Source organism: Rhodococcus sp. NPDC004095, from assembly GCF_053604015.1.
The window spans coordinates 558,249-582,174 of record NZ_JBSGGS010000001.1 but is presented as its reverse complement, the minus strand read 5'-3'; the positions used below and the strand labels follow the sequence as shown (position 1 = coordinate 582,174).

General features: G+C 69.4%; 21 protein-coding genes. All 21 read left to right on the top strand.

The window, feature by feature from the left end; genetic code table 11:
• The first annotated feature begins 126 nt into the window (after positions 1 to 126).
• The 21 genes from ACWEPG_RS02635 to ACWEPG_RS02535 all read left to right on the top strand — a co-directional run bounded on the left by ACWEPG_RS02635 (position 127) and on the right by ACWEPG_RS02535 (position 23,923).
• Positions 127 to 1,749, top strand: a complete 1,623-nt coding sequence (locus ACWEPG_RS02635) for a long-chain fatty acid--CoA ligase (RefSeq protein ID WP_450113193.1) — start codon at positions 127 to 129, stop codon at positions 1,747 to 1,749.
• Positions 1,750 to 1,859: 110 nt separating this feature from the next.
• Positions 1,860 to 2,285 carry an Rv3143 family two-component system response regulator gene (locus tag ACWEPG_RS02630; RefSeq protein WP_450113218.1) on the top strand — a complete coding sequence of 142 codons (426 nt, stop codon included), beginning with the start codon at positions 1,860 to 1,862 and terminating at the stop codon, positions 2,283 to 2,285.
• A gap of 356 nt (positions 2,286 to 2,641) precedes the next feature.
• Complete coding sequence (locus tag ACWEPG_RS02625; protein WP_450113192.1) at positions 2,642 to 3,028, top strand: NADH-quinone oxidoreductase subunit A; 387 nt, start codon at positions 2,642 to 2,644, stop codon at positions 3,026 to 3,028.
• 105 nt (positions 3,029 to 3,133) lie between these two features.
• Complete coding sequence (locus ACWEPG_RS02620; RefSeq protein ID WP_450113191.1) at positions 3,134 to 3,688, top strand: NuoB/complex I 20 kDa subunit family protein; 555 nt, start codon at positions 3,134 to 3,136, stop codon at positions 3,686 to 3,688.
• Complete coding sequence (locus ACWEPG_RS02615; protein WP_450113190.1) at positions 3,685 to 4,416, top strand: NADH-quinone oxidoreductase subunit C; 732 nt, start codon at positions 3,685 to 3,687, stop codon at positions 4,414 to 4,416. The genes ACWEPG_RS02620 and ACWEPG_RS02615 overlap by 4 nt, the downstream gene beginning before the upstream one ends.
• Positions 4,416 to 5,726, top strand: a complete 1,311-nt coding sequence (gene nuoD / locus ACWEPG_RS02610) for an NADH dehydrogenase (quinone) subunit D (protein WP_450113189.1) — start codon at positions 4,416 to 4,418, stop codon at positions 5,724 to 5,726. Before ACWEPG_RS02615 ends, nuoD begins: the two co-directional genes overlap by 1 nt.
• Positions 5,723 to 6,430 (top strand): NADH-quinone oxidoreductase subunit NuoE, encoded by a 708-nt coding sequence (gene nuoE, locus ACWEPG_RS02605; RefSeq protein ID WP_450113188.1) that lies wholly within the window; start codon positions 5,723 to 5,725, stop codon positions 6,428 to 6,430. Before nuoD ends, nuoE begins: the two co-directional genes overlap by 4 nt.
• Positions 6,427 to 7,764 carry an NADH-quinone oxidoreductase subunit NuoF gene (gene nuoF, locus ACWEPG_RS02600; RefSeq protein ID WP_450113187.1) on the top strand — a complete coding sequence of 446 codons (1,338 nt, stop codon included), beginning with the start codon at positions 6,427 to 6,429 and terminating at the stop codon, positions 7,762 to 7,764. The genes nuoE and nuoF overlap by 4 nt, the downstream gene beginning before the upstream one ends.
• Positions 7,761 to 10,187: an NADH-quinone oxidoreductase subunit G gene (locus ACWEPG_RS02595; RefSeq protein WP_452593807.1), complete on the top strand. Its 2,427-nt coding sequence runs from the start codon at positions 7,761 to 7,763 to the stop codon at positions 10,185 to 10,187. The genes nuoF and ACWEPG_RS02595 overlap by 4 nt, the downstream gene beginning before the upstream one ends.
• Entirely contained in the window at positions 10,184 to 11,476 is a 1,293-nt protein-coding gene (nuoH, locus tag ACWEPG_RS02590) for an NADH-quinone oxidoreductase subunit NuoH (protein ID WP_450113185.1), read from the top strand. The genes ACWEPG_RS02595 and nuoH overlap by 4 nt, the downstream gene beginning before the upstream one ends.
• Positions 11,473 to 12,045 carry an NADH-quinone oxidoreductase subunit NuoI gene (nuoI, locus tag ACWEPG_RS02585; RefSeq protein ID WP_450113184.1) on the top strand — a complete coding sequence of 191 codons (573 nt, stop codon included), beginning with the start codon at positions 11,473 to 11,475 and terminating at the stop codon, positions 12,043 to 12,045. The genes nuoH and nuoI overlap by 4 nt, the downstream gene beginning before the upstream one ends.
• A 44-nt stretch (positions 12,046 to 12,089) precedes the next feature.
• Positions 12,090 to 12,878 (top strand): NADH-quinone oxidoreductase subunit J, encoded by a 789-nt coding sequence (locus ACWEPG_RS02580; protein ID WP_450113217.1) that lies wholly within the window; start codon positions 12,090 to 12,092, stop codon positions 12,876 to 12,878.
• Positions 12,875 to 13,174, top strand: a complete 300-nt coding sequence (nuoK, locus tag ACWEPG_RS02575) for an NADH-quinone oxidoreductase subunit NuoK (RefSeq protein ID WP_450113183.1) — start codon at positions 12,875 to 12,877, stop codon at positions 13,172 to 13,174. Before ACWEPG_RS02580 ends, nuoK begins: the two co-directional genes overlap by 4 nt.
• Positions 13,174 to 15,084: an NADH-quinone oxidoreductase subunit L gene (gene nuoL, locus ACWEPG_RS02570; RefSeq protein WP_450113182.1), complete on the top strand. Its 1,911-nt coding sequence runs from the start codon at positions 13,174 to 13,176 to the stop codon at positions 15,082 to 15,084. The genes nuoK and nuoL overlap by 1 nt, the downstream gene beginning before the upstream one ends.
• A complete protein-coding gene (locus tag ACWEPG_RS02565) occupies positions 15,084 to 16,679 on the top strand; it encodes an NADH-quinone oxidoreductase subunit M (RefSeq protein WP_450113216.1) in 1,596 nt (531 codons plus the stop codon). Before nuoL ends, ACWEPG_RS02565 begins: the two co-directional genes overlap by 1 nt.
• Positions 16,676 to 18,268: an NADH-quinone oxidoreductase subunit NuoN gene (gene nuoN / locus ACWEPG_RS02560; protein WP_450113181.1), complete on the top strand. Its 1,593-nt coding sequence runs from the start codon at positions 16,676 to 16,678 to the stop codon at positions 18,266 to 18,268. The genes ACWEPG_RS02565 and nuoN overlap by 4 nt, the downstream gene beginning before the upstream one ends.
• A 666-nt stretch (positions 18,269 to 18,934) precedes the next feature.
• On the top strand, positions 18,935 to 19,984 hold the full coding sequence (locus ACWEPG_RS02555; RefSeq protein WP_450113180.1) for a 3-oxoacyl-ACP synthase III family protein: 1,050 nt from the start codon (positions 18,935 to 18,937) through the stop codon (positions 19,982 to 19,984).
• Position 19,985: 1 nt separating this feature from the next.
• Positions 19,986 to 20,879 carry a 3-oxoacyl-[acyl-carrier-protein] synthase III C-terminal domain-containing protein gene (locus tag ACWEPG_RS02550; protein ID WP_450113179.1) on the top strand — a complete coding sequence of 298 codons (894 nt, stop codon included), beginning with the start codon at positions 19,986 to 19,988 and terminating at the stop codon, positions 20,877 to 20,879.
• Positions 20,880 to 20,916: 37 nt separating this feature from the next.
• A complete protein-coding gene (locus ACWEPG_RS02545; RefSeq protein WP_450113178.1) occupies positions 20,917 to 22,578 on the top strand; it encodes a fatty acid CoA ligase family protein in 1,662 nt (553 codons plus the stop codon).
• Positions 22,575 to 22,886, top strand: a complete 312-nt coding sequence (locus ACWEPG_RS02540; protein WP_450113177.1) for a hypothetical protein — start codon at positions 22,575 to 22,577, stop codon at positions 22,884 to 22,886. The genes ACWEPG_RS02545 and ACWEPG_RS02540 overlap by 4 nt, the downstream gene beginning before the upstream one ends.
• Entirely contained in the window at positions 22,883 to 23,923 is a 1,041-nt protein-coding gene (locus ACWEPG_RS02535) for an NAD-dependent epimerase/dehydratase family protein (RefSeq protein WP_450113176.1), read from the top strand. The genes ACWEPG_RS02540 and ACWEPG_RS02535 overlap by 4 nt, the downstream gene beginning before the upstream one ends.
• Positions 23,924 to 23,926 lie beyond the last annotated feature (3 nt).

The window sequence follows — 23,926 nt, the reverse complement described above, 5'->3', positions numbered from 1 at the left end:
ATCAGTCCAGGTGACCCGCCGTGGTCCGCGCGACGGGACGGTTCGCGCCGCAAGCGACGGGCCGCGTGCGGCGAGTGTGTGCGGTAGGTCACAATGGGCGCGAACCGATCAATTGAGGAGCGATTCATGTTGAGCACGATGCAAGACGCCCCGCTGTCGATCGCCCAGCTGCTACGGCACGGCAGCACGGTGCACGGCAGCGCGGAGGTCGTGACCTGGACCGACGCCGGTGCGCGTCGGCGCAGCTACGCGGAGGTGGGCCGGCGGTGCGCGGCGCTCGCACACGCGCTGCGCGGGCTGGGCGTCACCGGCGATCAGCGGGTCGCGACGTTCATGTGGAACAACGCCGAGCACCTCGAGGCGTACCTGGCGGTCCCGTCGATGGGCGCGGTGCTGCACACGCTCAACATCCGGCTGTTCCCGGAGCAGCTGGTGCACGTGGCCAACCACGCGGAGGACCACGTGATCATCGTCGACGCGACGCTGATCCCGCTGCTGGCCCCGCAACTGCCGCAGCTGTCGACGGTCAAGCACGTGATCGTCGCCGGTGAGACCACCGCCGGACTGGTGGCACCGGACGGCGTGCAGGTCCACGCGTACGAGGCGCTGATCTCCGGGCAGCCGACGGAGTTCGACTGGCCGGAGCTGGACGAACGGTCCGCGGCCGCGATGTGCTACACCTCCGGCACCACCGGTGACCCGAAAGGCGTTGTGTACTCGCACCGTTCGATCTACCTGCATTCGATGCAGGTGTGCATGACGGACGGTCCGGCGCTGAGGCAGGGTGACCGGGCGCTGGCCGTGGTGCCGCAGTTCCACGCGATGTCCTGGGGGCTGCCGTACGCGGCGTTCATGATCGGAGCCTCACTGATCATGCCGGACCGGTTCCTGCAGCCGGCGCCGCTGGCCGAACTGATCGCCGCCGAGCGTCCGACATACGCGGCCGCGGTCCCGACGATCTGGCAGGGGCTGCACCTGCACCTGGAGGAACACCCGCAGGACATCTCCTTCATGAAGGACGTCCTGATCGGCGGGTCCGCCGTGCCGCCGGCGCTCATGCACGTGTTCGAGAACGAGTACGACGTGCAGGTGCTGCACGCGTGGGGCATGACCGAGACCTCGCCGCTCGGGTCGGTGGCGCGTCCGCCCGCGGGCACCGAGGGCGACGAGCGCTGGCGGTACCGGTACACCCAGGGACGGTTCCCGGCGTCGGTGCAGGCGCGCCTCGTCGACGACGTCGGGGGCGTGGTCCCGAACGACGGCACCGCCATCGGTGAACTCGAGGTGCGCGGGCCGTGGATCACCGGGTCCTACTACGGGGTCGACGCGCCGGAGAAGTTCGACGACGGCTGGCTGCGCACCGGCGACGTCGGGTCGATCACCCCGGACGGGTACCTCACCCTCACCGACCGCACCAAGGACATCATCAAGTCCGGTGGCGAATGGATCTCGTCGGTGGACCTGGAGAACGCCGTGATGGGGCATCCGGACGTCCTCGAGGCCGCCGTCATCGGCATCCCCGACGAGAAGTGGGACGAGCGACCGCTGGTGGCCGTTGTGCTGCGGGAGGGGACGCCGACCACGATCGACGCACTGCGCGAGTACCTTTCGGACAAGGTCGCCAAGTGGCAGGTCCCCGAGAACTGGACCGTGATCTCCGAGGTGCCGAAGACCAGCGTCGGCAAGTTCGACAAGAAGCGGCTCCGGACGCAGTTCCAGGACGGCGGCCTCGACATCACCCGAATCTGACATCACGCCCGAACCGGATCTCGCCGGAATCCGACCGAGAATCCGCGGTACGCGCGGGCCGCGCCTGAACGGGCGCGGCCCGCTTCGCGCGTAGCATCCCCCACGTGTCCGTGCCGCCAGCGCAGTCCGGAGGCGTCCCGCGCGGCGCCCCGCACCTCCAGGTGCTCGTCTACAGCGACGACGTGAACACGCGCAGACAGGTCGTGACGGCACTCGGCCCCCGCCCGCACCCGGATCTTCCGGAGATCGAATGCGTCGAGGTCGCCACGGCCCCGGTGGTGGTGCAGCACCTGGACGCCGGCGGGGTGGACCTGGCGATCCTCGACGGCGAAGCCACCCCGGCCGGTGGCATGGGCCTGGCCAAGCAACTCAAGGACGAGATCGACCGCTGTCCGCCGATCCTGGTGCTGACCGGTCGCGCCGACGACGCCTGGCTGGCGCGGTGGTCGCGCGCCGAGGCGAGCGTCCCGCACCCGATCGACCCGATCCGGCTCACCGGGGAGGTCGTCGCGCTGCTCCGCGCGCGACTGGGCTGACGATCGCTGCTGCTGCGCACGCAGCCTGTGCCAGCGGTCCCCGGACCGCATCCGCCACCCACCTCCACCGGCCCCGGAGTGTCGTGGCTCACACGCGCGAGCGGCCGGGGGTATGTTCGGCTCCAAGGAGAGGACGTGACCGGGTCACGTGTCCGGTCGCCCAGCTCCGAGCGTTGCAGTGCAGCTCGTGCAATGGATGCGTCGGACCAGGGGAGCGGTCATGAGGCGGATCGGGCAGGACGGACGGCAGGGTCGGCGGGACGCCGACCGGTCTCCGGCTGCCGTCCGCGCGTCCGCGCCCCGCCTCGCGGGCGAGGCCCGACGGACACTCCCGCAGGGAGGGGAGGCCGGTCTCCGTGAACGTGTACATCCCGATCCTGGTGCTCGGCGCGATCGCGGTCGTGTTCGCGCTGTTCTCGGTCCTGGTGGCGTCGATCGTCGGGCCGCGCCGCCGGAACCGGGCGAAACTCCAGGCGTACGAGTGCGGTATCGAACCGACGTCACAACCGGACCGGCACGGCAGCGGCATCGGTGGGGCGTCCGGGCAGCGGATCCCGGTGAAGTACTACCTGACCGCGATGCTGTTCATCATCTTCGACATCGAGATCGTCTTCCTGTACCCGTGGGCGGTGTACTTCGACGCGCTCGGCACGTTCGGTCTGGCGGCCATGGCGCTGTTCGTGTTCAACGTGTCGGTCGCCTACGCCTACGAGTGGCGACGCGGCGGCCTCACCTGGGACTGACCGCACCCCGGCCGCCGAACTCGGTCGGATGGCGCTGCGGCGCAGTCGGATCGGTTCGTTCGGGAAATCGTTCGGGAAACCGGACGGAGAGCTGAGGCGAGGATCATGGGTCTCGAGGAGAAGCTGCCGAGCGGGTTCCTGCTGACGACGGTGGAGTCGATCGCGGGATACGCGCGCAAGGGATCGCTGTGGCCGGCCACGTTCGGACTCGCCTGCTGTGCCATCGAGATGATGGCCACCAGTGCCGGGCGGTACGACATCGCCCGGTTCGGAATGGAGGCGTTCCGCGCCTCGCCCCGACAGGCCGATCTGATGATCGTGGCCGGCCGGGTCAGTCAGAAGATGGGCCCGGTGCTGCGCCAGGTGTACGACCAGATGGTCGAACCGAAATGGGTTCTGGCCATGGGCGTCTGTGCCTCCTCCGGGGGCATGTTCAACAACTACGCGATCGTGCAGGGCGTCGACCACCTCGTTCCCGTCGACATCTACCTCCCCGGCTGCCCCCCACGACCGGAGATGCTGTTGAACGCGATCATCAAGCTGCACGAGAAGATTCAGCAGATGCCGCTCGGTGTGAACCGGGAGGAAGCGGTGCGGGCGGCGGAAGCGGCAGCGCTGGCCGCGACCCCGACGATCGAGATGAGGGGGCTGCTGCGGTGAGTTCGGACTTCGACTCAGAGGCGACGACCGGACCGGAGGGTAGTCCGCCCCCGGACGAGGCGGCGGTGCCCGACGTGATCGACGTCCGGCAGGGCATGTTCGGTGTCCGCGGCACCGGCGACACCTCCGGATACGGTCGGCTGCAGCGTCCGGTCACCCTGCCTCCCAGCACGACTCGACCGTTCGGGGGATGGTTCGACGAGGTCGCCGACGAGCTGGACGCGACGCTCACGGCGGCCGGGGTGGCACCGGCGGACGCGATCGAGAAGGTCGTGGTGTTCCGCGACGAGCTCACCTTCCACGTCCGTGCCTCACACCTGCCTGCGGTCGCACGGGCGCTGCGTGACGCCCCCGCCCTGCGGTTCGAGCTGTGCCTCGGGGTCAGCGGTGTGCACTATCCGCAGGACAGTGGCCGGGAACTGCACGCGGTGTACCCGCTGCTGTCGATCACCTGGGGTCGCCGCATCCGGCTCGAGGTCGCGGTTCCGGACGCCCATCCGTACGTGCCGTCCCTGTACTCGATCTACCCCACCAACGACTGGCACGAGCGGGAAACCTACGACTTCTTCGGAATCGTGTTCGACGGTCATCCCGCACTGACGCGGATCGAGATGCCCGACGACTGGGAGGGGCACCCGCAGCGCAAGGACTACCCCCTCGGCGGCATTCCCGTCGAGTACAAGGGCGCGCAGATCCCGCCACCCGACCAGCGGAGGGCGTACAGCTGATGAGCGACGTGAGCAGCGATCCCGCAGGCACCATCTACAGTGCCGGCGGACAGGACTGGGACGAGATCATCGGGGCGGCAGCCCAATCCGGAGACGAGCGGATCGTGGTGAACATGGGTCCGCAGCACCCCTCCACGCACGGCGTGCTGCGCCTGATCCTGGAGATCGAGGGCGAGACCGTCACCGAGGCGCGGTGCGGAATCGGATACCTGCACACCGGAATCGAGAAGAACCTCGAGTACCGCAGCTGGACGCAGGGCGTCACCTTCGTCACCCGGATGGACTACCTGTCCCCGTTCTTCAACGAGACCGCCTACTGCCTGGCGCTGGAGAAGCTGCTCGGCATCACCGACCTGATTCCCGAGCGCGCCACCGTGATCCGGGTGCTGCTGATGGAACTGAACCGGATCTCCTCGCATCTGGTGGCACTGGCGACCGGCGGCATGGAGCTCGGCGCGGTGACCGCGATGCTGTTCGGGTTCCGCGAGCGGGAGCTGATCCTGGACGTGTTCGAGAAGATGACCGGTCTGCGGATGAACCACGCCTTCATCCGGCCCGGCGGGCTCGCCCAGGACGTTTCCGACGCGGCGCTCGCCGCGGCACGGGAGCTGCTCACGATCCTGCCGAACCGCCTGCGGGACATGGAACTCATGCTCAACGAGAACCCGATTTGGAAGGCCCGCACCCAGGGCATCGGCTACCTCGACCTGACCGGGTGCATGGCCCTCGGTATGACCGGTCCGATCCTGCGTGCCACCGGACTTCCCCACGACCTGAGGCGTTCGGAGCCGTACTGCGGATACGAGACCTACGACTTCGACGTCGTCACCGACACGGGCAGTGACTGCTACGGGCGGTACCTGATCCGGGTCCGGGAGATGCGCGAGTCGCTGAGGATCGCGCAGCAGTGCCTCGACCGGTTGCGGCCCGGACCGGTGATGATCGACGACAAGAAGATCGCCTGGCCCGCGGACCTGGCGCTGGGTCCGGACGGGCTCGGCAACTCGCCCGAACACATCGAGCACATCATGGGGACCTCGATGGAGGCGCTGATCCACCACTTCAAACTCGTCACCGAGGGCTTCCGGGTGCCCGCCGGGCAGGTGTACGTCGCGGTCGAGTCCCCGCGCGGCGAACTGGGCGTGCACATGGTCAGCGACGGCGGCAGCAGGCCGTACCGGGTGCACTACCGTGACCCCTCGTTCACGAATCTGCAAGCGGTGTCGGCGATGTGCGAGGGCGGCATGGTCGCCGACGTGATCGCCTCGGTGGCCAGCATCGACCCCGTCATGGGCGGAGTGGACCGATGACCGCGCCGCACGGCTACCCGCCGCAGGTCAGGGGGCGGCTCGAGGTGGACGCCAAGGAGATCCTCGCGCGCTACCCGCAGTCCCGTTCGGCGCTACTGCCGCTGCTGCACCTGGTGCAGTCCGAGGACGGCTGTGTCACTCGCGCCGGTGTCGAATTCTGCGCCGGGCAGCTCGATCTCACCGCCGCGGAGGTATCCGCGGTCGCGACGTTCTACTCCATGTACCGGCGCACTCCCACCGGCGACTACCTGGTCGGGGTGTGCACGAACACGCTGTGCGCGATCATGGGCGGTGACGCGATCCTCGACCGGCTGCGCACCCACCTCGGGGTCGAACCGGGCCAGAGCACCGACGACGGCGTCGTCACCCTCGAACACGTCGAGTGCAACGCCGCATGCGACTACGCCCCGGTGGTGATGGTCAACTGGGAGTTCTTCGACAACCAGACCCCGGAGTCGGCAACCGACCTGGTCGACACGCTGCGGGCCGGTGGTCGGGTGACCCCGGTCCGGGGCGCCCCTCCGTGCACGTTCCGGGAGACCGAGCGGATCCTTGCGGGATTTCCCGACCCGCGGCCCGGGGCCGCGGACGCCGGCGTGGCCGGGGAGGCCACCGTCGCGGGGCTCCGGATCGCCCGCCAACGCGGCCTGAGCGCACCGGAACCCGGCCCGCACGGTTCCGAGCGGGAGGGGGAGTCGTCGTGACCCTGACCCCGGTCCTGAGCCGCTACTGGGACGAGCCACGGTCGTGGACGCTGGAGACCTACCTCCGCCACGACGGCTACCGCGGATTGCGAGCCGCCCTGGCACAGGGACCGGACGCGGTGATCGATACCGTCAAGGCATCGGGGCTGCGCGGACGTGGCGGGGCCGGGTTCCCCACCGGGACGAAATGGTCCTTCATTCCTCAGGATCCGGCGGGCGCGGGCGCCCAGAACGGGACAACTGCCGGTGGAAAGCCGCACTACCTGGTGGTCAACGCCGACGAGTCCGAGCCGGGTACCTGCAAGGACATGCCGCTCATGCTGGCCACGCCGCACGCTCTGATCGAGGGTGTCGTCATCGCCGCCTACGCGATCCGGGCCCGGCACGCCTTCATCTACGTCCGCGGTGAGGTGGTGCCGGTGCTGCGGCGGTTGCAGTCCGCGGTCGCCGAGGCGTACGCGGCCGGGTATCTGGGACGCGACATCCTCGGCAGCGGCTTCGACCTCGACGTGGTGGTGCACGCCGGTGCAGGCGCCTACATCTGCGGTGAGGAGACCGCGCTTCTCGACTCGCTGGAGGGCCGCCGTGGGCAACCCCGGCTGCGGCCCCCGTTTCCCGCGGTCGCGGGCCTCTACGCCAGCCCCACGGTGGTCAACAACGTCGAGTCGATCGCCAGCGTGCCTCCGATCCTGCTGCACGGCGCCGACTGGTTCCGGTCCATGGGCGGTGAGAAGTCGCCGGGATTCACGTTGTACTCGCTGTCCGGGCATGTCACCCGGCCCGGCCAGTACGAGGCGCCGCTCGGGGTGACGCTGCGGGAACTGCTCGAGTACGCGGGCGGCGTGAGGGCCGGGCACCGGCTCAAGTTCTGGACCCCCGGCGGTTCCTCCACACCGATCTTCACCGAGCAGCACCTCGACGTGGCCCTCGACTACGAAGGTGTCGCCGGTGCCGGCTCCATGCTCGGCACGAAGGCGCTGCAGATCTTCGACGAGACCACCTGCGTGGTGCGCGCGGTCCTGAGGTGGACGCAGTTCTACGCCCACGAGTCGTGCGGCAAGTGCACCCCGTGTCGGGAGGGCACCTACTGGCTGGTGCAGGTGATGGAACGGATGGAAGCCGGCCAGGGCACCGCCGCCGACCTGGAGACGCTGCTGGACATCGCCGACGGGATCGCCGGAAAGTCGTTCTGCGCGTTGGGGGATGCCGCCGCGAGCCCGATCAACTCCTCGCTGAAGTACTTCCGTGACGAGTACCTCGCGCACTTCCGACGCGGCGGTTGTCCGTTCGATCCGGCACGGTCCGCACTGACCGAGGGAGTGGGGGCTCGATGAGCGTGAGCGAGAACGTCTCCGCGCCCGCCGATCTGGTGACGGTTTCCATCGACGGAGCCGAGGTTCGGGTCCCCAAGGGCACCTTGGTGATCCGGGCGGCCGAACTCGTCGGGGTCCAGATCCCGCGGTTCTGCGACCATCCCCTGCTCGACCCCGTCGGTGCCTGCAGGCAGTGCCTCGTCGAGGTGGAACTGCCGGGCCGCGAGCCGGGATCGCCGCCGGTCCGGTTGCCGAAGCCGATGGCGTCCTGCACCACCGTCGTCTCCGACGGCATGACCGTGTACACCCAGCTCACCTCGCCGGCGGCCGACAGGGCGCAGCGCGGAGTGATGGAACTGCTGCTGATCAACCATCCTCTGGACTGCCCGGTGTGCGACAAGGGCGGCGAATGCCCACTGCAGAACCAGGCGATGTCCAACGGCCGCAGCGAATCCCGATTCGACGGCACCAAGCGCACCTACCCGAAACCGATACCCCTGTCCAGCGAGGTGCTGCTGGACCGGGAACGCTGCGTCCTGTGCGCCCGTTGCACCCGGTTCTCTCAGCAGATCGCCGGTGATCCGTTCATCGAACTGCTCGAACGCGGCGCGCTGCAGCAGGTCGGGATCGGTGAGGGCGAACCGTTCGAGTCGTACTTCTCCGGCAACACGGTGCAGATCTGCCCGGTCGGCGCGCTGACCGGAGCCTCCTACCGGTTCCGGGCCCGCCCCTTCGACCTGGTGTCGACGCCGAGCGTGTGCGAGCACTGCGCCTCCGGGTGCGCCCAGCGGACCGACCACCGGCGCGGCACCGTCCTCCGCCGCCTCGCCGGCGACGACCCCGAGGTCAACGAGGAGTGGAACTGCGACAAGGGCCGGTGGGCGTTCACCTACGCGACCGCCTCCGACAGGCTGACCACTCCGCTGGTCCGCGGGCCCGACGGGCAACTGGCGCCGACGTCCTGGTCGCAGGCCCTCGCTGTCGCCGCCCGCGGGTTGCGAGAGGGCGGTGCGGTCGGGGTGCTGACCGGCGGCCGGGTCACCGTCGAGGACGCGTACGCCTACGCGAAGTTCGCGCGGGTCGCTCTCGGCACCAACGACGTCGACTTCCGCATTCGACCGCATTCCGACGAGGAGACGCGCTTCCTCGGCGCACGCGTCGCGGGCCGCCGGATGGACGTCACCTACGCCGACGTCGAACGCGCACCCGTCGTCGTGCTGGTCGCATTCGAACCGGAGGAGGAGTCGCCGATCGTGTTCCTCCGCCTGCGCAAGGCGGTGCGCCGCAACGGGTTGGCGGTGTACTCGATCGCGCCCTACGCGAGCCGCGGCCTGCAGAAGCTGTCCGGACACCTGCTGCAGACCGGTCCCGGCGGCGAGGTCGAAGCGCTCCACGCGCTGCGCGGCAACGACCTGCTCAAGGCTCCGGGGGCGTTGATCCTCGTCGGTGAACGCGCGGCCGGGCCGGCGGGGACGCTCACGGCGGCAAGCGAACTCGCCGATCTCACCGGTGCCCGACTGGCGTGGATCCCGCGCCGTGCCGGCGAGCGGGGCGCACTGGAATCCGGTGCCCTGCCGAACCTGCTGCCCGGCGCCCACCCCGTTGCCGACGCCACGGCCCGGCACCGGGTCGCGGCGCGCTGGAACGTCGACGACCTCCCGTCCGTACCGGGCCGTGACACCGCGGGCATCCTCGAGGGCGCCCGGGCCGGGACGTTGGGTGCACTGCTGGTCGGCGGCGTCGAGCTCGACGACCTCCCCGACCCCGCTGCCGCCCGCACCGCGGTCGAGGCCGCCGGCTTCGTGGTCTCGCTCGAACTGCGACGCAGCGCGGTCACCGACCTCGCCGATGTGGTGTTCCCGGTCGCGCCGGTGGCCGAGAAGGACGGCACGTTCGTCGACTGGGAGGGACGCGACCGCCCGTTCGCGGCGGCCCTCACCGGAATCGGTGCCATGCCGGATCACCGGGTGCTGCATGCCCTCTCGACAGAGATGGGGGAACCGATCGGGCTGCCCGACGCGGCCACCGCCCGCGCGGAGATCGGTGTGATCGGCCGGTGGGACGGCGAACCGGTCGCAGCCCCCACCACCGCCCCGGCACACCACCGCCTGCCCGGCCCGGGCCAGGCGGTGCTCGCCGGGTGGCGCCAACTCCTCGACGCGGGCCGGCTACAGGACGGTGAACCGCACCTCGCCGGCACCGCACACGTCCCGGTCGCGCGACTCTCCGCGGCCACCGCCGTCGAGATCGGTTGCCGGGACGGCGACTCGATCACCGTCAACACCGATCGTGGCGCGGTCACCCTGCCCGTCGTCGTCACCGACATGCCTGAGCGGGTGGTATGGCTGCCGCTCAACTCGCCGGGCAGCGCGGTCCACCGCGACCTCGGTGTCACGGTCGGCGCGATGGTCCGGATCCGGCCCGCGGTAGGGGGTTTGCGATGACCACCGCACCGATCATCGCCGCCGGCACCGACCTCTCCGCATTCGGCCGCGATCCGTGGTGGCTGGTGGTCGCGAAGGCGGTGGCCATCTTCGCGTTCCTGATCCTGACGCCGCTGATCGCGCTGCTCGTCGAACGCAAGGTGATGGCGTGGATGCAGATGCGCGTCGGACCGAACCGCGTCGGCCCCCGCGGCACCCTCCAATCCCTCGCCGACGGCATCAAACTCGCACTCAAGGAGGGCATCGTCCCGGCCGGAGTGGACAGGCCGGTGTACCTGCTCGCACCGATCATCGCCATTGTGCCGGCGATCATGGCCTTCGCGGTGATCCCGTTCGGTCCGGAGGTGTCGATCCTCGGCCACCGAACACCGCTGCAGCTCACCGACCTTCAGGTCGCGGTCCTGTACGTCCTCGCGGTCACGTCCGTCGGCGTGTACGGCATCGTGCTCGCCGGATGGGCGTCGGGTTCCACCTACCCGCTGCTCGGCGGCCTGCGGTCGACCGCGCAGGTGATCTCCTACGAGGTGGCGATGGGGTTGTCGTTCGCCGCGGTGTTCCTCGACGCGGGCACGATGAGCACCTCGGGGATCGTCTCGTCCCAGTTCGGCACGTGGTACGTGTTCCTCCTGCTGCCGTCGTTCCTCATCTACGTGACATCGATGGTGGGGGAGACGAACCGGGCGCCGTTCGACCTGCCCGAGGCGGAGGGCGAACTGGTCGGCGGATTCCACACCGAGTACTCGTCGTTGCGGTTCGCGATGTTCATGCTGGCCGAGTACATCAACATGGTCACGGTCTCCGCGCTGGCCACCACACTGTTCCTCGGCGGCTGGCACGCGCCCTGGCCCATCAGCCTCTGGGAGGGGGCGAACTCGGGCTGGTGGCCGGTGCTGTGGTTCGTCGCGAAGGTGTGGGGTTTCCTCTTCGTGTTCATCTGGCTGCGCGCGACGCTGCCGCGGCTGCGCTACGACCAGTTCATGAACCTCGGCTGGAAGGTGCTGATCCCGGCGTCGCTGCTGTGGGTGATGCTGGTCGCCGCCGCGCGGGCACTGCGGCTCGAGGGGTACGACGCGGCGACCGTCACGATCGTGGTCGCCGGGGTGATCGTCACCCTGGCCCTGCTCGCCGTGCTGTGGCGGACGCTGCGCAGTCGCAGGAGCGCCGCGGCGGCGGCCCCACCATCTCCGCCGCAGCCCGCGTTCGACCCGATGGCCGGCGGGTTCCCCGTGCCGCCGCTGCCGGGCCAGACACTGCCCGAGTTCGACCGTGCCGCGGGAGGTCCCCGATGACCAGGTTCCTCGATTCCCTCGCCGGATTCGGCGTCACCTTCTCGACGATGTTCAAGAAGCCGAACACCGAGTTCTATCCCGAACAGAAGCCCGCGACCGCGCCCGGCTACCACGGTCGGCATCAGCTCAACCGTCATTCCGACGGGCTCGAGAAGTGCATCGGCTGCGAACTGTGCGCGTGGGCGTGCCCCGCCGACGCCATCTACGTCGAGGGCGCGGACAACACCGAGGAGGAACGATTCTCGCCCGGTGAGCGCTACGGCCGGGTGTACCAGATCAACTACCTCCGGTGCATCGGCTGCGGGCTGTGCGTCGAGGCATGCCCGACCCGCGCGCTCACCATGACGAACGCGTACGAGGAACTCGTCGACGACAACCGCGCCGACCTGATCTTCGGCAAGGACCGGCTGCTCGCCCCCCTGCAGCCCGGCATGACGGCTCCGCCACATCCGATGGCGCCCGGCGCCACGGACGAGGACTACTACCGCGGCACCGTCACCGGGGCCACCGCGGGCGGCACCGACGATTCCGCCGCGAGCGGCACCGACGAGACCGAGGCGCAGTCGTGACCCCGGCCGCCCTCGCCCAGCCGCTGACCCACACCACCGAGATCATGGCGGAGCCGCTGACGCGCACCTCTGGCGCCGAGGCGGTGCAGTTCTGGATCCTCGGCACCGTGTGCGTGCTCGGCGCGCTGGGGGTGGTGTGCGCGACGAAGGCCGTGTACTCGGCGATCTTCCTGGCGATGACGATGATCATCCTGGCGTTCTTCTACATCGCCCAGGACGCACTGTTCCTCGGTGTCGTTCAGATCGTCGTCTACACCGGCGCGGTGATGATGCTGTTCCTGTTCGTACTGATGCTGATCGGTGTCGACTCATCCGACTCGCTGGTGGAAACCATTCGCGGACAGCGGGTCGCGGCCGCAGTGGCGGGGCTCGGATTCGGGGTGCTGCTGATCGGCGGGATCGGCAGTGCCACCGTCGGTGCATTCGCGGGGCTGCCCGACGCGAACGCCGCCCCCGGCGGCGGTCTCGGCAACGTGCCGGGCCTGGCGGAGCTGATCTTTCTGCGCTACGTCTGGGCGTTCGAACTGACCGGCGGACTGCTGATCGTCGCAACCATCGGCGCGATGGTGCTCGCGCACCGCGAGCGCCTCGAACCGAGACCGGACCAGAAGTCCATGTCGGAGCAGCGGTTCCGCGATGGTGGCCAGGTCACACCGCTGCCGAGTCCCGGCGTCTATGCCAGGCACAACGCGGTCGACATGGCGGCCCTGCTGCCGGACGGGTCACCCGCTCCGGGATCGGTCAGCGGCGTCCTCACCCCGCGGCACGGTGAGCGAGGCGCACCGGGCAGGCGGGAGGAGGCGCCGAGCAGCGAGAAGGAGGGAGAACTGTGAACCCGGAGAACTACCTGTACCTGTCGGCGCTGCTGTTCACCATCGGTGGTGCCGGGGTACTGTTGCGCCGCAACGCCATCGTGGTGTTCATGTGCATCGAGCTGATGCTCAACGCGACCAATCTCGCGTTCGTCACCTTCGCCCGCATGCACGGCAATCTCGACGGACATGTGATCGCGTTCTTCACGATGGTGGTCGCCGCCGCAGAGGTCGTCGTCGGACTGGCGATCATCATGGCCATCTTCCGCACCCGCCGGTCGGCCTCGGTCGACGTCGCCAACCTCCTCAAATTCTGATGGCCGGGGGGATAGGGGTTCTCATCGCCCTGCCGCTCGCGGGCGCTGTGATCCTGCTGCTCGCGGGCAGGCGCGGCGATCGCTGGGGGCACCTGCTCGGCTGTGCGACCGCGATCGCGTCCTTCTCGGTGGCGGTCGCGCTCTTCGTCGGCATGCTCGGCCGCGACACGGACGACCGCGCCGTCCACGAAACTCTGTTCAGCTGGGTGCCGGTCGCCGGGTTGCAGGTGGACTTCGGGCTCCAACTCGACCAGTTGTCCGTGTGTTTCGCGCTGCTCATCACCGGTGTCGGCTCCCTGATTCATGTCTACTCGGTCGGGTACATGGCTGCCGATCCCGGCCGGCGCCGGTTCTTCGCGTACCTCAACCTGTTCCTCGCGGCAATGCTGCTGCTGGTGCTGGCCGACAACTACCTGGGCCTGTACTTCGGTTGGGAGGGTGTGGGCCTGGCGTCGTACCTGCTGATCGGATTCTGGCACCACAAGCCGGCCGCGGCGGCGGCCGCGAAGAAGGCGTTCGTCGTCAACCGGGTCGGCGACACCGGCCTCGCGATCGCGCTGATGATCATGTTCGCGACCTTCGGAACCGTCTCGTATTCGGAGGTTTTCGCCGGTGTCGGTGACGCGGGCGAGGGGACCGTCACCGCGCTCGGGCTGATGCTGCTGCTGGCCGCGTGCGGTAAGTCCGCTCAGGTACCGCTGCAGTCGTGGCTGGGGGACGCGATGGAAGGCCCGACTCCGGTGTCGGCGCTGATCCACGCCGCCACGATGGTGACCGCGGGCGTCTACCTGATCACCCGCTCGAACGCGATCTTCGACCTGGCCCCCGCCGCCCGAGCGGGCGTGGTGATCGTCGGCGCGGTGACCCTGCTGTTCGGCGCGATCATCGGCTGCGCGAAGGACGACATCAAGAAGGTGCTCGCCGCGTCGACGATGAGCCAGATCGGTTACATGGTGCTCGCGGCCGGTCTCGGCCCGGCGGGGTACGCATTCGCGATCATGCACCTGCTCACTCACGGCTTCTTCAAGGCCGGACTGTTCCTCGGCGCCGGGTCGGTCATGCACGCAATGAACGACGAGGTGAACATGCGTCGCTACGGCGGATTGCGCGTCGTCATGCCGATCACGTTCGCGACCTTCGGGCTCGGCTACCTGGCGATCATCGGGATTCCGCCGTTCGCCGGCTTCTTCTCGAAGGACAAGATCATCGAGGTCGCGTTCGGTGCGGGCGGCGCGGAGGGCGTGCTGCTGGGCGGTGCGGCACTGCTCGGTGCGGGGATCACCGCGTTCTACATGACCCGGGTGATGCTGATGACGTTCTTCGGGAAGCGGCGATGGGAGGCGGGAGCGGAGCCTGCGGAGCGACCAGGAGTCACAGTCGCTCATCCCCACGAGGCGCCCGCCGTGATGACGTGGCCGATGATCCTGATCGCGATCGGCTCGGTGTGCTCCGGGTTCCTGCTGGCTTCCGGTGACGCTCTGGTGAACTGGCTCGCCCCGGTCGTCGGTGAACACCACGACGAGCTGCCGGTGCCGGTGTGGACGATCACCGTGACCACCCTGGCCGTCGTGCTGGCGGGGATCGCGGTCGCGGTTCGGCAGTACGCGGGGGTGCGGATACCCACCGAGGCACCGGAAGAGGTGTCGGCGTTGACGGTTGCCGCGCGCCGCGACCTCTACGGCGACGCCGTCAACGAGGCGGTCTTCATGCGACCCGGGGACGGGCTCACCCGGGCACTGGCGACGGTCGACGACCGTGGCGTCGACGGTGCCGTCACCGGAGTCGCCGCGGGTGTCGCCGGGCTGTCGACGCGAGTCCGCAAGCTGCAGAACGGTTTCGTACGGACCTACGCGACCTACATGTTCCTGGGTGCGGCCGCTACGGTCGCGATGCTGGCGTTGGTGAGGTGATCGTGGACGACTTCGCATGGCTGAGCGCACTGTGGTTGACGCCCCTCGTCGGCGCCGGCGTCGTGGCCTGCCTCCCGACCCGCAGCCGGGACGCGGCCCGTTGGGTCGCGTTCGCCGCCTCGCTGGTGGTACTGGGACTCGCGGTGGTTGTCGCGGTCGGGTTCGATCCCGGCGGCGACCGCTTCCAGTTCGTCGAATCCCACTCGTGGATACCCGCGTTCGGAACCCGCTACGAACTCGGCGTCGACGGCATCGCCCTGGTGCTGGTGCTGCTCACCGCAGTGCTGGTGCCGGTCCTGCTGCTCGCCGGCTGGAAGGACGGTACCGGGGCGCCCGGCGGCTCCCAGGTGGGCCGCGGGCGGCGGCCGGTGCACGCCCACGTCGCGCTGGTCCTCATCGTCGAGGCAATGGTGCTGATGTCGTTCCTCGCCCTCGACATCCTGCTGTTCTACGTCTTCTTCGAGGCGATGCTGATCCCGATGTACTTCCTGATCGGGGGTTTCGGCGACGCACAGGGGCCCAAGGCAGCGGTGAAGTTCCTGCTGTACAACCTCTTCGGGGGACTGATCATGCTCGCCGCGGTGATCGGCCTCTACGCGGTGACGGCGGGGGAGTCGAGCCCGTTCGAGTCCGGCACCTTCGACTTCCGCGCGATCGCCGACGCGGTGTCGAGCGGAACTCTGACGATGGACGCACCGGTCGCGAACGCGCTGTTCCTCGGCTTCATGTTCGCGTTCGCGGTGAAGGCGCCGTTGTGGCCGCTGCACACCTGGCTGCCGGATGCCGCCGTGCACTCCACCCCGTCCACCGCGGTGCTGATGATGGCGGTGGTGGACAAGGTCGGCACCTTCGGCATGCTGCGGTACTGCGTACACCTGTTCCCCGACGCCACGGCCACATTCGCGCCCCTGATCGTCACCCTCGCGGTGATCGGCATCGTGTACGGCGCGCTCGTCGCGATCGGTCAGACCGACATCATGAGGCTGATCGCGTACACCTCCATCTCCCACTTCGGGTTCATCGTGCTCGGGGTGTTCGCGCTGACCAGCCAGTCCCAGGGGGGCTCGACGCTGTACATGGTGAACCACGGCCTCTCCACCGCGGCGCTGATGCTGGTGGCAGGGTTCCTGATCGCCCGCCGCGGGTCGCGTGCAATCGGCGATTACGGTGGCGTGCAGACCAGCGCGCCGGTGCTCGCCGGCACGTTCCTCGTCGCCGGCCTGGCGACCCTGTCGCTGCCCGGGCTGGCCCCGTTCATCAGCGAATTCCTGGTGCTGATCGGCACGTTCACCCGATACCCGGCGGTCGCGGTGATCGCGACGAGTGCACTGGTGCTCTCGGCGGTCTACATCCTGTGGCTGTATCAACGGGTGATGACGGGCCCCGTGCGGCACCGGGTCGCGGACCTGGTGCCGCGGGAGATCGCCGTGGTGGCGCCGCTCGTCGTGCTGTTGCTGGTGCTCGGCTTCTATCCGAAGCCCGCTCTCGACGCGATCACCCCGGCGGTCACCGACACCCTGACCGCGGTGCACCAGCACGATCCGCCACCGACTGTCGGGGTGGTCGAGGCGGAGCAGGGAGGTGGGCAGCGGTGATTTCCCCGGAGCGTACGGCGGTCCTCGCTCAGACGACGCTGCCCGTCCCCGACATCGAGTACGGCAAGCTCGCGCCGATGCTGATCGTGTTCGCCGTGGCGGTCCTCGGGGTGATCGTCGAGGCGTTCGCGCCGGTCCGGGCGCGGTATGGCAGTCACATCGTGCTCGGCCTCGGCGGCCTCACCGCCGCGTTCGTGGCAGTGGTGCTGCTCCGCGACACCCGGGGCACCGCAGTGGCAGGTGCGGTGGTGATCGACGGACCGACCCTCTTCCTGCAGGGCTCGATTCTGCTGGTTGCGATCCTGTCCGTGCTGCTCGTCGCGGAGCGCGGACTGGACCGTAGCGGCGTCCGGTCCGACCCGGCGGCCGATGCTGTCGCGGACGCGTTCACGCCGCAGGCGTCCGTGGTGCCGGGCAGCGTCGCCGAGAGGGAGGCGACGAAGGCGGGCGTCACCCGCACCGAGGTGTTCCCGTTGACCCTGTTCGCGGTCGGCGGCATGCTGCTGTTCCCGGCGTCGGGTGACCTGCTCACCATGTTCGTGGCGCTCGAGGTGCTCTCGCTGCCGCTGTACCTGCTGTGTGGCCTGGCCCGCCGACAGCGAGTGCTGTCGCAGGAGGCCGCGCTGAAATACTTTCTGCTGGGTGCGTTCTCGTCGGCATTCTTCCTGTACGGTGTCGCCTTCCTGTACGGGGAGGCGGGCACGGTACGGCTGTCGGGCATCGCGGAGTCCACCCGGTCGGGCGGTACCGCGCTGGCCCTGATCGGCACGGGCCTGCTGTCGGTGGGGCTGCTGTTCAAGGTCGGCGCGGTCCCCTTCCACACCTGGGTGCCCGACGTCTACCAGGGCGCACCCACCCCGATCACCGCGTTCATGGCCGCAGCCACCAAGATCGCGGCGTTCGGGGCGATGTTGCGGATCTTCTACGTGGCGCTGCCCGGGCTGCGGGACGACTGGCGACCGCTGCTGTGGGCGGTGGCCATCCTGACGATGGTCTTCGGGTCCGTGCTGGCGGTGACCCAGACCGACGTCAAGCGGATGCTCGCCTACTCGTCGATCGCGCACGCCGGGTTCATCCTCACCGGTGTGGTCGCGGCGGACCGTGCCGGGTTGTCCGCGACGTTGTTCTACCTGGTGGCGTACGGGTTCGGCACCGTCGCGGCCTTCGCGATCGTCGGCCTGGTCCGGGGGCCGGCGGGGGAGGCGACACACATGTCGCAGTGGGCCGGATTGGGGCACCGCTCGCCACTGATCGCGGGCACCTTCGCGCTGCTGCTGCTCTCGTTCGCCGGGATCCCTCTGACCGCCGGATTCACCAGCAAGTTCGCCGTGTTCTCGGCCGCGGCCGGGGCAGGGGCGGTGCCACTGGTGGTCGTCGGTGTGGTGTGCAGCGCCATCGCGGCCTTCTTCTACGTGCGGGTGATCGTGCTGATGTTCTTCTCGGATCCCCCGGCTGTGCGGCCCGAGGTGGTCGTGCCGAGCCCGCTGACGACGATCGCGGTCGCGATCGGTGCGGCGGTGACCGTGTTGCTCGGGATCGTGCCCCAGCCGGTGCTGGATCTGGCGGAAAGGGCAGCCGCATTCCTCTGACGCCGCGCGTCGGTGCGTTGCTGACGCCGCGCGTCGGTGTGTCCCGCGTGTGAGTGCCGTTCGAGCCGAAACCGTCATGACGCGAGCGTCATTCACCTTCCTTCGGATCGGCGGCTCCATTCGGGCGGGTCTTGTTACTGACGGGTAAGTTTGTCCGACGCCACCACACCACAGGCGCCCCGTCGATCTCAAGGCCGAGCGGTCCAATTGTGACCTGATTCATATCGGGGCGCGGTTTGGATGGGTTGGCGTCCAACATGATTCAAGAAGCAATCACTTTGCCGATGCGAAGCCCGTGGGGTGTGTGGGGCGTGTCGCTGGGCGAAAGATCCTGGTGGTCGACCGTATCGGCGAGGCGAGGGGCGGCCCCGGCTGTTGCTGCGCGGTGCCGCGGCCCGGAGCGCCGGGACGATATGTCTGTAACTCTCTGTTGATAGACAAATCCCAGGGTTCTCGGCCGTTGCGCTCCGCAGGACTCGGCGCGCGCTGTACATTCCCTCACACAGCCTCGTCCCGGTGTGGCATTCGCTGCGTGGTGCTCGGGGCCGATCGATCGTTGTTGGCGCGCGTGATGTCGAAACATATTTGGGGACTTGATAATTACGCGAAATCGGGACTCTGCATGCAGGGCACCGGCCGAGCGTGGGACCGACCGGAGGAGCTGTGGTGATCCATTCACGATTCGAGGCGATCGGCGCTCACCTGCCGAGCGCCGTACTGACCACCGAGGAGTTGATGGGTCGGCTCGCCGAACCCCCGTCGTTCAATTTCGAGGCGGTGACCGGGGTCCGGGAGCGTCGAGTCCGCTCCACCGACCCCGAGGACTTCGAGGACTCCTTCGCCCTCGCGACGAAGGCGGCACGCGACTGCCTGGCGAGGTCCCGCTACGCCGCCGCCGACCTCGACGCGATCATCTCGGTGTCGATCACCCGGAGCAAGGAGGAGTCGAAGATCTACTTCGAGCCGTCCTTCGCCTCCATGATCGCCAAGGAGCTCGGCGCCACCCGGGCCATTCACTTCGACCTGTCGAATGCGTGCGCCGGCATGCTCAGCGGCACCTACATCCTCGACCGCATGATCCGGTCCGGTGCCGTGCGCAACGGCATGGTGGTCAGCGGTGAGGCGATCACCCCGATCGCCGAGACGGCGGTCGAGGAGATCGTCGGGGGCTACCACCCGCAGTTCGCCTCCCTCTCGGTCGGCGACTCGGGCTGTGCGGTCGTCCTCGATCGGTCCGAGGGTGCGGACGACCGGATCCACTACGTCGAGCTGATGACCGCGTCCGAATACGCGGACGCCTGCCTCGGGATGCCGTCCGACCGGACGGGAGGCGTCGCGCTCTACACCGACAACCGGCGCATGCACAACGAGAGCCGCTTCATGCTGTGGACCGACACCCAGCGCAATCACCTTGCCGCGCAGGGGCGAACCTTCGCCGACGAGGAGTTCGACTACATCATCCACCACCAGTTCGGCGCGTCGGCCGTCACGGCGCTGAACGCGCTCGGCGAACGGGAGTTCGGTACCGCGATGCCCGAATCGCTCAACGTCGTCGAGAAGTACGGCAACACCTCGACCACCAGTCACTTCATCGTCCTGCACGACCAGCTGGGACAGAAGCGGATTCCTGCGGGCTCGAAGGTCCTGATGGTTCCCGCCGCGTCCGGCATCGTCACCGGTTTCCTGTCCGCCACGATCTCGTCCCTGGAGGTATGACATGGGTGTCGTCATCACCGCAACCGGTGTCAGCCACGGCGCCGACACCGCCGGCATCATCGTCAACTCCGCCCGCGCCGCACGGGCGGCACTCACGGCCGCCGACGCGCCGCCCGACTCCGTCGGGGTGCTGATCAACACCGGCATCTACCGCGACTCGAACATGGTCGAACCCGCCATGAGCGCGCTCATCCAGAAGGAGGCCGGCATCGGCCTCGAGTACGGGGAGCACGACCCGCGGTCGTTCTCCTTCGACCTGATGAACGGGGCATGCGGCGTCCTCAATGCCGTCCAGGTCGCGTCGGCGTTGCTCGGCACGGGCAGCACCGGCCGAGTCCTGGTCGTCGCGGGCGACACCCACCCGTCCCTCGCCGGCCCGGACGCTCCGGCCGACTTCCCCTACGCCACTGCGGGCGCCGCGCTGCTGCTCGAGCTCGCGGAGGGGCCGGACGGCTTCGGCTCGGTTCACGTCGAGCTCGCCGACGGACCGACCGCCGTCGAGGGCTTCGTCGACACCGCGACGATGGGGACCACCGGGCGATCCGCGATGACCGTCCGGCGCAGCGACGACTTCGAGCGCCGCCTCCTCGATGTCGCGGTCGCGGCCGGCTCCCGCGCGCTGACCGGCGACGCCGACCCGGACACGACGGTGCTGATCGCCTCTCGGCCGACGCCCGGGTTCCGCGCGGAACTGTCCGCCAAGCTCGGCATCCGGGTTCTCGACGACGGAACCGGTGACCACGTCACCGGTGACACCCACACCGCGACGCTCCCGCTCGCCTACCACCACGCGGCGGCTTCCGGCCGGCTCGACGGCGTTCGCCACGTGCTGATGGTCGCTGCAGGCGCCGGCCCAAGTGCCGCCGCCGCGCTGTACCGGATCCCCGGGTGGTGATGGGCGTGGGCCTCGTGATCCGAGGAGGCGTGCGCCGATGAACGCACCCACCGACACCGGATGGGTCGACCGGCTGCGGGAACACGCCCGGCGTCGTCCCGCGGCGCCGGCGGTCACATACGCGGACACCGCCGAGCGCGACGAGATGCCGGTGTACACCGACATCACGTTCGCCGAACTCGACGCCTGGTCCGACGCCCTCGCCCAGCGGTTCACCGACGACGGCATCGGGGCAGGAACCCGGACCGTCGTGCTGGTCAACCCCGGTCCCGAGCTGTACGCGGTGCTGTTCGGTCTGTTCAAGGCAGGCGCGGTGCCGGTGGTCATCGACCCCGGGATGGGGCTGCGCCCGATGCTGCGCTGCCTGGCCGCGGTCGACGCCCAGGCGTTCATCGGGATCCCGCAGGCGCACGCCGTGCGGGTGCTGTTCCGCCGCGCCTTCGGCGGGGTGGAGGCGCGGGTGACGGTCGGCCGCCGCTGGTTCTGGGGCGGCCGTACCCTCACCCAGCTCGGCCGGGCCCCGGCCGGTCGGGCGCGCCGTGCCACGGCGCCCGATGCCGACGTGACGGCGATGATCGCCTTCACCACAGGCTCCACCGGCCCGGCGAAGGCGGTCGAACTCACCCACGGCAACCTCGCCGCGATGCTCGAGCGGACCCAGGCACTGACCGGGGTCACCGACGAGGAGACGGCTCTGGTGACCCTGCCGATGTTCGGTGTCCTCTACCTGCTCCTCGGGACCAGAATCGTGCTGCCCCCACTGATTCCGAGCCGGGTCGGGGCCACCGACCCGAAGCACGTCGTGGACGCCGTCAACCGGTTCGGGGTGCACACGCTGTTCGCCTCGCCCGCGGTCCTGGCACCGCTGCTCGCGCACAGCCGGGACCGCCGGACCGCCCTGCCGACCGTCCGCGCGGTCTTCTCCGGGGGCGCCCCGGTGCCCGACGCGGTGGTCACCGGGCTGCGCGAGATCCTGCCCGCCACCGCGGAGGTGCACGCGGGATACGGTGCGACCGAGGTGATCCCGATGTCGTCGATCGAATCCCGCGAGCTCGCCGACGGCCTCGTTGATCTCGCCCGCGCGGGTGCCGGGACATGCATCGGGCGGCCCGACGCCGGTGTCGAGGTCCGGCTGGTCGCGGTCACCGACGAACCGATCCGGCGGTGGGACCAGACCGAGGAGCCGCGGGACGGGGTCGGCGAGATCGTCGTGGCCGGCCCGAACGTCAGCCGCCGCTACCACTGGCCCGACGCGGCCAACCTGGTCGGCAAGATCGCCGACGGTGATCGCATCTGGCACCGCACCGGGGACGTCGGACGGATCGACGAGCATGGTCGAATCTGGTTCTGCGGTCGCAAATCCCAGCGAGTGCAGACGGATGGCATCACGTTCCATCCGGTCCAGGTCGAACAGATCTTCAACGCCGTCGACGGGGTCGGCCGGACCGCACTCGTCGGCGTCGGCACCCGCCCCGCGCAGCGTCCGGTGCTGTGCGTGGAACTGCTGCCCGGTGCCGAACCCGCAGTGGTGGTGGACGCACTGCGCACCCATGGCGCGCGGTTCCCGCTCACCGCGACGATCGACACCTTCCTGGTCCACCCGGGTTTTCCCGTCGACATTCGGCACAACGCGAAGATCGGCCGCGAAAAGCTCGCGGACTGGGCCGGAAAACGGCTTCGGAAGGAGCGCCGCCGATGAAGAGCCCTCTGCTCCGGGTGATTCCGGTCCTCGGCTGGCTGTACCTGGCATACGGGGCGCTCCGGACCGCGGCCGGTTCACCGCTGCGACACCCGGCCGCGCTGGCCGCCTGGTGGATCGACGCCTTCCTGAGCATCGTCGTGCACGCCGCGCAGATACCCGCTGCGCTCCGCGCCGACCGGGGAGGTCGCTCCCCGGCCGTCACCGCCGCCCTGACGATGGCATTCGGGATGACGTGGTGGAAGACCCAGCCCGCCGAACCGGGAGGCCCAGTACCGGGAGGCCGAGTCGAGGAGAAGGCTCCGTGAAGGTACTCGTCACCGGTGCATCCGGATTCCTCGGCGGTCGCCTCGCTCGCCGCCTCGTCGACGACGGCGAGCACGACGTGTCGATCCTGGTGCGGCGCACCAGCAATCTCGCCGACCTCGGCGACACCTCACAGATGCGGATCGTCCACGGCGACCTCACCGACCCCGACTCGCTCGTCGCTGCGACGCGCGGAATCGACATCGTCTTTCACAGCGCCGCCCGCGTCGACGAGCGCGGCGTGCGCGCCCAGTTCGTGCGCGAGAACACCACCGCCACGGAGGTGCTGCTCACCGCGGCCCGGGACAGCGGGGTGCAGCGGTTCGTGTTCATCTCCAGCCCCAGTGCCCTGATGAGCTACGACGGCGGCGACCAGATCGAGATCGACGAGACCGTCCCGTATCCGACCCGATTCCTGAACCTGTATTCCGAGACCAAGGCGGCCGCCGAACGGGCGGTCCTCGCCGCCGATGCCGACGGGTTCACCACCTGCGCGCTGCGCCCGCGCGCGATCTGGGGGCCGGGTGACCGCTCCGGCCCGATCGTCCGGCTGCTCGGCCGGGCCCAGGCGGGCACGCTGCCGAACCTGTCCGGGGGCCGCGACGTCTACGCCTCGCTGTGTCACGTCGACAACATCGTCGACGCCTGCGTCAAGGCCGCCGCCTCGGACCGGGTGGGCGGCCGGGCCTACTTCGTCGCCGACGCCGAGGTCACCAACATCTGGCCGTACATGGCCGAGGTGGCACGGCAGTTCGGCTTCGTCATGCCCGAGCGGGAAGCGAACCTCCGGGTGGTCACGGCGGCAGTGCGAGTGCTCGACCTCGTGTGGAAGATCCCGTACCTGGCGACCCGGTACTCGCCGCCGCTGTCGATGTACGTGCTGGCCCTGATGACCCGCTCGTCGACCTTCGACACGGCAGCCGCCGAACGCGACTTCGGATACGCGCCGGTGATCGACCGGGCCCGGGGCATGGCCGAGTTCCGGGCCTGGGTGAACGACCAGGGTGGCCTCGCCGAACTGACCCGCGACCTGAAGTAGCCG